This is a genomic window from uncultured Campylobacter sp., assembly GCF_937997465.1.
Lineage (GTDB): Bacteria > Campylobacterota > Campylobacteria > Campylobacterales > Campylobacteraceae > Campylobacter_A.
Genome location: NZ_CALKTQ010000112.1, coordinates 1 through 8237, shown reverse-complemented (window position 1 = coordinate 8237; position 8237 = coordinate 1). Strand labels below are relative to the sequence as shown.

Here is an 8237-nt window from a genome sequence, read left to right as displayed (position 1 = left end):
ACACCGCGCACACGAGCATGGTGCAGATCGAGAAATTTAAAGGCGAACTGCCGAGTATAACGGCGTTTGATAGGCCAGTTACGATAGAGGCTTAGGCTTTGTGATTTAAATTTGAGCGGTTAAATTTGGCCGCTCAAATTTGACTATTTTTTAAATTTACCCGCTCAAATTTAGCGTCAAATTTAACTCAAATTTGACCGCTCCCGCGCTTGCTCCGCGCCGCTAAATTTTAAATTTGCTTTCAAATCAGCCGTTTTTTTTGCCTAAAATTTGTAAAATTAGTCGGTAAAAATATTTGAAAAAGGATACAAAAATGAAAAAAACGATTTTAGCTAGCTTGGTTGCGCTATCTCTGCTGGCGATAAGTGCCAATGCAAGAGAGTATAAGTGCAACGATAAAGACGTAATAATAGCAGGGTTTAAAGCGAACCCATCATCGGACGGAACCCCGATAGCAGAAAGATTAAAAGTATATCATAGCTACCGTCCTTGGCAAATAAACAATATAGAAGAGCGCGGCTTTACAAAAAAAACTATGATAGGTTGCACTGCTAATTCTAAAGGCGGCGATGTTATATTTTATGTAATCCACATTGACAAAGATACTGGAAAGGCTTATGTTAATTCACATCCAACAAAAAGTTATGATAAATTTAAAAAAGTTATCAGCAAAAAGGGACACGGGGCTTATATTCCGCTAAATTAATAACAAAATCAAACTTATGATTTTTTGGGAGATATAAATATAATGCAAATATTCATAAACGGCAAAATGGTATATGAAATAGACGACGGCGAAGATGTTTCAATAGATACATCAGGTGGCGGCTGATACGCAAATTTACGCGCTAATATCATTGGCACGCTTGGACTGCTATTTAATTTTTGGCCCATTTTTATCCTAAAATCAGCCTACTTTTTGCCTAAAATTTGTAAAATTAGCCCAAAAAAAAGGATAAAAAATGAGCCAAAAAACGCTAACGATCATCGACACTTTCGGATTTTTTTTCAGACTTTACTACGCGATGAGCGGACTAAAAAACCGCGAAGGTAAGCCAAGCGGCATGGTGAGCGGCTTTGCTAGCTTTATCATGAATTTACGCCAGGAGTTTGCCAGCGACTACATCATCTTTGCGCTAGATAGCAAGGGCAAAACGCTGCGCCACGAGATCCTGGGCGAGTATAAAGCCAACCGCTCCGAGCCGCCAGCCGCGCTAAAAGAGCAGCTGCCCGTGTGCATCGAAATGATAGAAAAAATGGGTCTAGCCGCGGTTAGCCGCGAAGGCTACGAGGCCGACGACATCATCGCTAGCGTCGTAAAGGAGTGCAAGCAGAGGGATATATTCGTACGCATAGTGACGCACGATAAGGACCTCTATCAGCTCATCGAGGACGGCAAGGTAAGCATCTACAGCCCGCAAAGCAAGATCGACCACGATAGCGCTAGCTGCATCGAAAAATACGGCGTTCCGCCAAGCTGCATACGCGATTTTCTTGCGATCGCGGGCGATAGCTCGGATAATATCCCGGGCGTCAAAGGTATCGGTGCAGTGGGCGCCAAAAAGCTGCTAAACGAATTTGGTAGTCTCGAGGACATCTACGAAAACCTGCCGCTAGTGCGAAACGAACGTATCCGCGGCATGCTAGTCGAGGGGCGCGAGAGCGCGTTTTTGAGCAAGCGCCTAACCTCGCTCTTTGACGACGTGCCTGACGTGCTCGATCTAAAAAGAGCGGAATTTCCCGAGCAAAATCCGCTCGTAAAGGTCGCCGATATCCTTCGCGAATACGATCTAAACCGCCTTTTAAAAGCGCTGCAAAATAGCGAAAACGCAGGCGAAAACGCGGATTTTAAGCTCGGCTTTAACGCGCGGCTTTTAACTGACGAGAGCGAGATCGAGCGACTGCTGGCAAATATAGACGCAGACACGCTCGTGGCCTTTGATACCGAGACCACGGACGTCGATACGCAAAACGCCCGCCTGGTCGGCTTTAGCTTTTGTTTTAACGACGAAGAGGCTTACTACGTGCCCGTGGCGCACGAGTATCTGGGCGTGCCAAAGCAAGTAAGCGAGAAATTTGCCGCCTGGGCGATAGGGCAAATTTACAAAGGCTGCGTGATAGGGCAAAATTTAAAGTATGATTTTAAGGTCGTAAAGCGAAATTTGGGGCTTGAGCCGCCCGTAAATTTTAAAGATACGATGATACTGGCCTGGCTCATGGATCCGGGCTCAAGCGTGGGTATGGACGCGCTAGCTAAGCGCCTCTACGACTACGACACGATCAAATTTGAAGACGTGGTAAAGCGCGGCGAGACCTTCGCGTCCGTAGCTCTTGAAAATGCCGCAAAATACGCCGCCGAGGACGCGTGGATAACTCTCAAATTTTACAAAAGCTTTTTAAATTTGCTTGATCCGGAGTTGCTCGCGCTTGCAGGCAAGCACGAGTTTCCTTTCATCCTCACGCTTTTTGATATGGAGCGCGAGGGCATCGCGATAAACCAGGAGAAAATGCAAAATTTGATCCTGCGAAACGACGCTAAGATTAAGGCTCTAACAAGCGAAATTTATGAACTAACGGGCGAAAATTTTAATATCAACTCCGTTAAGCAGCTAGGCTCGGTGCTGTTTGAACACCTAAAACTACCCGTAAAGAAAAAGACCAAAACGGGCTACAGCACCGATGAGGCCGTGCTGGCCGAGCTCATCGAGGAGCATCCCGTCATCGAAAAACTACTCGAGTACCGCGAGCTATATAAGCTGCAAAGCACCTACTGCGAGCCGCTGCTAAATTTAGCCAAAAAAGACGCCGACGGCAGGATATACACGAACTTTATCCAGACGGGAACGAGCACGGGCAGGCTCTCGTCTAAAAACCCGAATCTGCAAAATATCCCAGCTCGAGGCAGCCTAGCAAAGGACGTGCGAGGCTGCTTTGAGGCCAAAAGCGGCTTTAGCTTCGTGGGTCTTGACTACTCGCAGATCGAGCTGCGGCTGCTCGCGCATTTTAGCCGCGACGAGGCGCTTTTGCGGGCATTTGCGAACGACGAGGACATCCATGCGCGCACGGCGATTAGTATATTCGGCAGTGCCGAAGGGCAAAACCGCGCGGTTGCCAAGAGTATAAATTTCGGCCTTATCTACGGTATGGGCTCGAGCAAGCTGGCAAATCAGGTAAGCATCACGCGCGCCGAGGCAAAGGAGTATATCGAGCGCTATTTTAAAGCTTTCCCTACGATAAAAGGCTTTTTAGAAGGGATAAAAACCGCGGCGAAAAACGAGGGCTTTGTACGCACGCTGCTGGGTAGAAAGCGGCTATTTGACTTTACTACCGCGACGCCGATGCAAACGGCGATGTATGAGCGCGAGGCGGTAAATACGATATTTCAGGGCTCGGCTGCGGATATCATCAAGATGGCGATGGTAAAAATCCGCCCGCTTTTAAGCTCGCGCGCTAGAATGCTTTTGCAGATACACGACGAGCTGATTTTTGAGGTGCAGGACGGCTATGCGCAGGAATTCGGCGCAGCGGCGCAAAAGATAATGCAAGAAATTTATAAACTAAACGTACCGCTAAAAACGAGTCTAAACGTGGCGAAGGATTGGGGTGAGTTGAAGTAAAAAATTAATGAGCTACCAAAAGATAGCTCATTATGAAGTTTAAAAAATAGAAAAAACAAAAGACAACACAAACAAAACTGCTAGTCCAAATAGCATATTTGGGCGCTGAAATTTGTTTGCTGCTTTAAGTTCGGAATTTGGAATAACTGGGATAACGGTTGCAAGAGCTGCGACCGGACCGCCGGTTAGATAATATTGTAGCATCGCACTACCGCCAGCGGCCATGACGGCTAGAGATAGCGGACTAGCCGTGCCTAGCGAAAGGGCAGCTTGCAAGAAAGGTATAGTTATGGCTACGGATGCTGCGTTGCTTTGCGTAACTAGCCCTGCTAAAGCCGAAACTAAAAGCATACTTTGAAGCGGAGCATGAGTAAGCATAGGAGTAAAAAGATCGCCGATAACAGCAGCTAGTCCTATTTGTTTAATGACGCCGCTCATAAATAAAAAGCCTATAGTTGCAACTAAAGGGGTTGCTATTTTACTAACTCCTTCAAGCATATCATTTTCGCCTTTTTGAAAACTTAAAGCCGATAGAAGTATAGTAAAGATAGCGCTTGCTATACCTACGATAAAGACTGGATATCCAAGGATAAAACCTGCAAATAACATTACAAAAGGTAAAAAGGCTTTCCATGCAGGAATTCCGCTGTCATTTATTTCAAATTCTTTTGAAATTTTCTCCATCTCTTCTTTAGAGATTGAAATTCCCTCTTTTTTCTGTATTCTTTTTAGTCTAAATAGTGCGCAAGCAAAAACGCAAAGAGAAACCAGCGTGCCGATTACATTGATAAGGCCAAAGCCGATATTTGTAACGGCTATGACAGCGACTTGCGTAGGATGTGTAAATCCGCCGTAGTTACCAAGAATACCAGCGTGTCCGTGAATACCCGCTGATCTATCCGGATCTACGCCTAGCTTAGTGGATGCTGTTCCTGTGATGACGGCGGTAATCGCAGGCTGTGTAAAACCAGTAAGCATTCCGATAACTCCGGCGGCTATACCACCTGCAGTAGCAACTCCCGCACCCCCGCCTAGCTTGTTGCCCAGCCTTACTATGTTGCGAATTATAACATCCAAAAAACCGCTCGCTTGCATGACGCCTATAAACATTAAAATTCCCGTCATATCGGCTATTACTGGATTTAATCCTCCGTTAACCAAAGACATTAAAGAAACTACTTCTTTGCCCCCAGTAATTGGAAAACCAGCTACCAATGTGCTAATAGCGGATCCGACTATAGCTGTAGTATAAAGTGGCGTTTTGCCACTTATCATTAACAATAACGTTAACACCATAACGCACTGTGCTGCAACTAACATTTTTTGCTCCTTTCATGATAAAAATTTAGTCAGAAAGCATTATACCACTTTTTTGATATATTATATATAATATTTGATATATAATAAAAAAAGTGGTATAATTTCGTAATTTCAATAAAAAAAGGAGAGAATATGTCAAAACCTAAAATTTCAATCGGTGCGTTGGGCGGAACTATTTGCATGAGCGCTGGCGGTAATGCAGGCGGAGTAAAGCCTAGTTTTAGCGCCGACGATTTGATTGCTGCTATTCCTATATTAAAAGATATGGCTGAAATAAAAGCTGAAACTATATTAGCCTTGCCGAGCGGCAGCTTGAAGCTAGATGATCTTGTGTCAATTTATCGATGGGCTAAGGAGCAGATTAAAAACGGCGCTGATGGTGTCGTAATAACGCAAGGAACTGACACTTTGGAGGAAAGCGCATTTTTTTTAAATTTAGTATGGGACGAAGCCTCTCCGCTAGTAATAACTGGCGCTATGCGAAATGCTGATAATATAAGTGCCGATGGTGCAGGCAATATATATGCGGCGACAATTGTCGCGCTTGAACCAAAAAGTAGAAACAGAGGTGTTTTGGTGGTATTAAACGATACTATCCATAGCGCCAAATGGGCTCACAAGAGCAATACCTTTTCATTGCAAACCTTCGTATCCGTAAATGCAGGCATTCAGGGGCTAGTGGTTGAAGGTAGTGCTAGGTATCTGTCTTGCCCTATAAGTAGAAAAATTTATCCTTTACCTTCTAAGGTTTTTCCTAGGGTAGCTGTGGTGCAGAGTTACTTGGATAACGACGGAGAGATTATTAAGCTTGTCGGAAACTCTAAATTCGACGGCATTGTTATAGATGGCTTTGGGGCTGGACACGTGTCGTTTGAAATGATGGATGAGATAAAAAAACTAAAAATTCCGGTTATCGTGTCTTCAAGAACCGGTAGCGGTATGTGTGCCACAAAAACTTACGGCTACAAAGGCTCTGAAATTGATCTACAGGATAGCGGATGCGTGATGTCTGGATGGCTATCTGCAATCAAAGCAAGATTGCTTCTTATGATTTTGATCGCAAATCAAGTATCGCCACAAGAGATTAAAAACGAATTTGAAAATTTTTAAATTTAAGCGTTTGAGCTATTTTAATATTGCTTTTTTGTATAATACTTCCAAAAATGGAGATTTACATAGATGATATATAATAGCTCAAACCGTCCTATGACTACGACGGAATTTATCGTTCATAATTTAAGTCAAGAGATATTAAACGGTAAAATAAAATCCGGGACTAGACTTACGCAAAATGAAATTTCAAAAAAATTTAACGTCAGCCAAACGCCTGCAAGAGAGGCTTTAAAGATTCTTACTACTGAGGGATTAATAAGCTTTGATTCATATAAGGGCGCTGTTGTTAAAGGGCTTTGTTATAAAGATGCAAATGAAATTTATGATTTAAGGATTTTATTGGAGTCGAAGTTGATCACTGACGGATTCAAAAATTACAGTGAAGAATATTTTGAAAAAGCTTTAAATATTCAGCAAAAAATAGAAAAATGTAAGGATGTGAATGAGTGGGCGCTGCTAAACGCTGATTTTCATAAGTGTTTTTGGGAGAGTGAAATCGGCGGCAGAACGTTTAACATCGTAGAAACTTTAATAACAGCTGCGATCCCTTACGTCTCGCTATCTTTACTGTATAAAAAATCGCACATCGAGCTATCTAACGGCGAACACAGAGCGATATTAGAAGCTTATAAAGATAAAGACTTGGAAAAACTAATTAAACTTAGCACTAAGCATACTATCAAAACGCGAGAAATTTTAGAAGATGCGATAAACAGCGTCCTTTAAAATTTAAAGACGAGAATAATAAAACTCAAAAAAGACAGACTTATTCAAAAGCGCTTTAATTTACTCTAAACCTTGTGAATTTTGACGTAAAATTTAAAGCGCATTTGATGTTGTTTCTGTAAATTTAGCTACTTTATGAACCCGACCTGCGGTAAAATTTCAGCTAGCGCCGCGTCCTTTTTCTCGTTAAATTTGACCTTATTTTGCTCGAAAAGATTATTTCCGTGCGCGTCTATGGAGACGATGAGCGGGCCAAACTCCTTCACGCGGCATTTCCACAGCGTCTCGGGCATCCCAAGCTCGCTCCAGTCCGCGCTCTCGATCTCCTCGACCTGCGTCGCAGCCACCACCGCGCAGCCCGCGGGAAACACGCAGTGTATCGCGCCAAACTCCTTGCAGCCGCTCATCGTGCCCTCGCCCATGCCGCCTTTGCCCACGATCAGGCGCACGCCCGTTTTAGCGATAAACTCGCGCTCAAATTTCTCCATCCGCATACTCGTAGTAGGCCCCACGGAGACCATCTCGAAGGCCTCTTTACCGCCGCCGTCCGTTTTTCTGATGATCGGCCCCGCGTGCAAGATCGCGCCGCCCCTGATATCTAGCGGCAGCTCGCGACCCTCCTGCACGACGCGTCTGTGCGGCACGTCGCGGCAGGTGACGATGTGTCCGCTGAGGTATATCACGTCGCCGATTTTGATGTCGGCCAGATCCTCTGCGCCGATCGGCGTGGTTAAAATTTTCTTACTCATAGCGCGAACTCCTTGTGCGATTTTACGTTGAAATTTATCTGCTCGTCCCAGACTATATGGCCTTTGCGGTGCGACCAGCAGCCCACGTTTACGGCGACGGCGATGACGCTTGGGTGGCGGGCGCAGTTTTCGATATGCACGCCCATCACGGAGCTTGCGCCGCTCATGCCTTGCGGGCCTAGACCGATTTTATTGATGCCCTCTTCGAGCAGCTTTTCGGTTAGCGCGGCGCGGTCGTTTGGATTACGCGAGCCTAGCGGCCTCATCAGCGCTTTTTTAGATAGCAGCGACGCCACGTCGATCGAGGTACCCACGCCCACGCCGACTAGTAGCGGAGGACAGGCGTTTATGCCGTAGCTGGTCATTATGTCCATGACGAATTTCACGACCCCCTCATAGCCCATACCAGGCATCAGCACGGTTGCTTTGCCAGGCAGACTACAGCCGCCGCCAGCCATATAGGTGTGTATCTCGCACTCGCTGCTACCCGGCACGATCTCCCAAAATACGCTCGGCGTGCCCTTGCCGACGTTTTTGCCGGTGTTGTACTCGTCGAATGTCTCAACGCTGTTGTGACGCAGCGGAGCCTCGCGCGTCGCTCGCAGTACGGCCTCGCGCAGCAGCTCTTCAAGCTCGCCGATGAGCGGGAAGTTCGCTCCGCAGCGCACGAAAAACTGGATCACGCCCGTATCCTGACAGGACGGACGGTCTA

7 protein-coding genes are annotated in these 8237 nt (G+C 45.6%); 4 read left to right on the top strand and 3 right to left on the bottom strand.

Annotated elements, in window-relative coordinates; translation table 11 throughout:
- Positions 1 to 313 precede the first annotated feature (313 nt).
- Both Q0546_RS03425 and polA read left to right on the top strand, forming a co-directional pair.
- A complete protein-coding gene (locus Q0546_RS03425) occupies positions 314 to 706 on the top strand; it encodes a hypothetical protein (RefSeq protein ID WP_298790548.1) in 393 nt (130 codons plus the stop codon).
- A 256-nt stretch (positions 707 to 962) separates the two neighbouring features.
- Complete coding sequence (gene polA / locus Q0546_RS03420) at positions 963 to 3617, top strand: DNA polymerase I (protein WP_298790546.1); 2655 nt, start codon at positions 963 to 965, stop codon at positions 3615 to 3617.
- A gap of 39 nt (positions 3618 to 3656) precedes the next feature.
- On the opposite strand, the gene Q0546_RS03415 is transcribed toward polA, so the two are convergent.
- Entirely contained in the window at positions 3657 to 4937 is a 1281-nt protein-coding gene (locus tag Q0546_RS03415; RefSeq protein ID WP_298790545.1) for a citrate transporter, read from the bottom strand.
- A 132-nt stretch (positions 4938 to 5069) separates the two neighbouring features.
- Between Q0546_RS03415 and Q0546_RS03410 the strand changes: the two genes are divergently transcribed.
- The gene (locus tag Q0546_RS03410) at positions 5070 to 6047 is read left to right on the top strand and encodes an asparaginase (protein WP_298790543.1); all 978 of its coding nucleotides are present in this window, start codon (positions 5070 to 5072) and stop codon (positions 6045 to 6047) included.
- Positions 6048 to 6116: 69 nt separating this feature from the next.
- On the top strand, positions 6117 to 6776 hold the full coding sequence (locus Q0546_RS03405) for a GntR family transcriptional regulator (RefSeq protein WP_298790541.1): 660 nt from the start codon (positions 6117 to 6119) through the stop codon (positions 6774 to 6776).
- A gap of 128 nt (positions 6777 to 6904) precedes the next feature.
- Here the strand turns inward: Q0546_RS03405 and ttdB are convergent, their stop codons facing one another.
- Both ttdB and ttdA read right to left on the bottom strand, forming a co-directional pair.
- A complete protein-coding gene (gene ttdB, locus Q0546_RS03400; protein ID WP_298790539.1) occupies positions 6905 to 7525 on the bottom strand; it encodes a L(+)-tartrate dehydratase subunit beta in 621 nt (206 codons plus the stop codon).
- On the bottom strand, positions 7522 to 8237 hold a 716-nt coding region (gene ttdA, locus Q0546_RS03395), incomplete at its 5' end, for a L(+)-tartrate dehydratase subunit alpha (RefSeq protein ID WP_298790537.1). The genes ttdA and ttdB, both read right to left, overlap by 4 nt.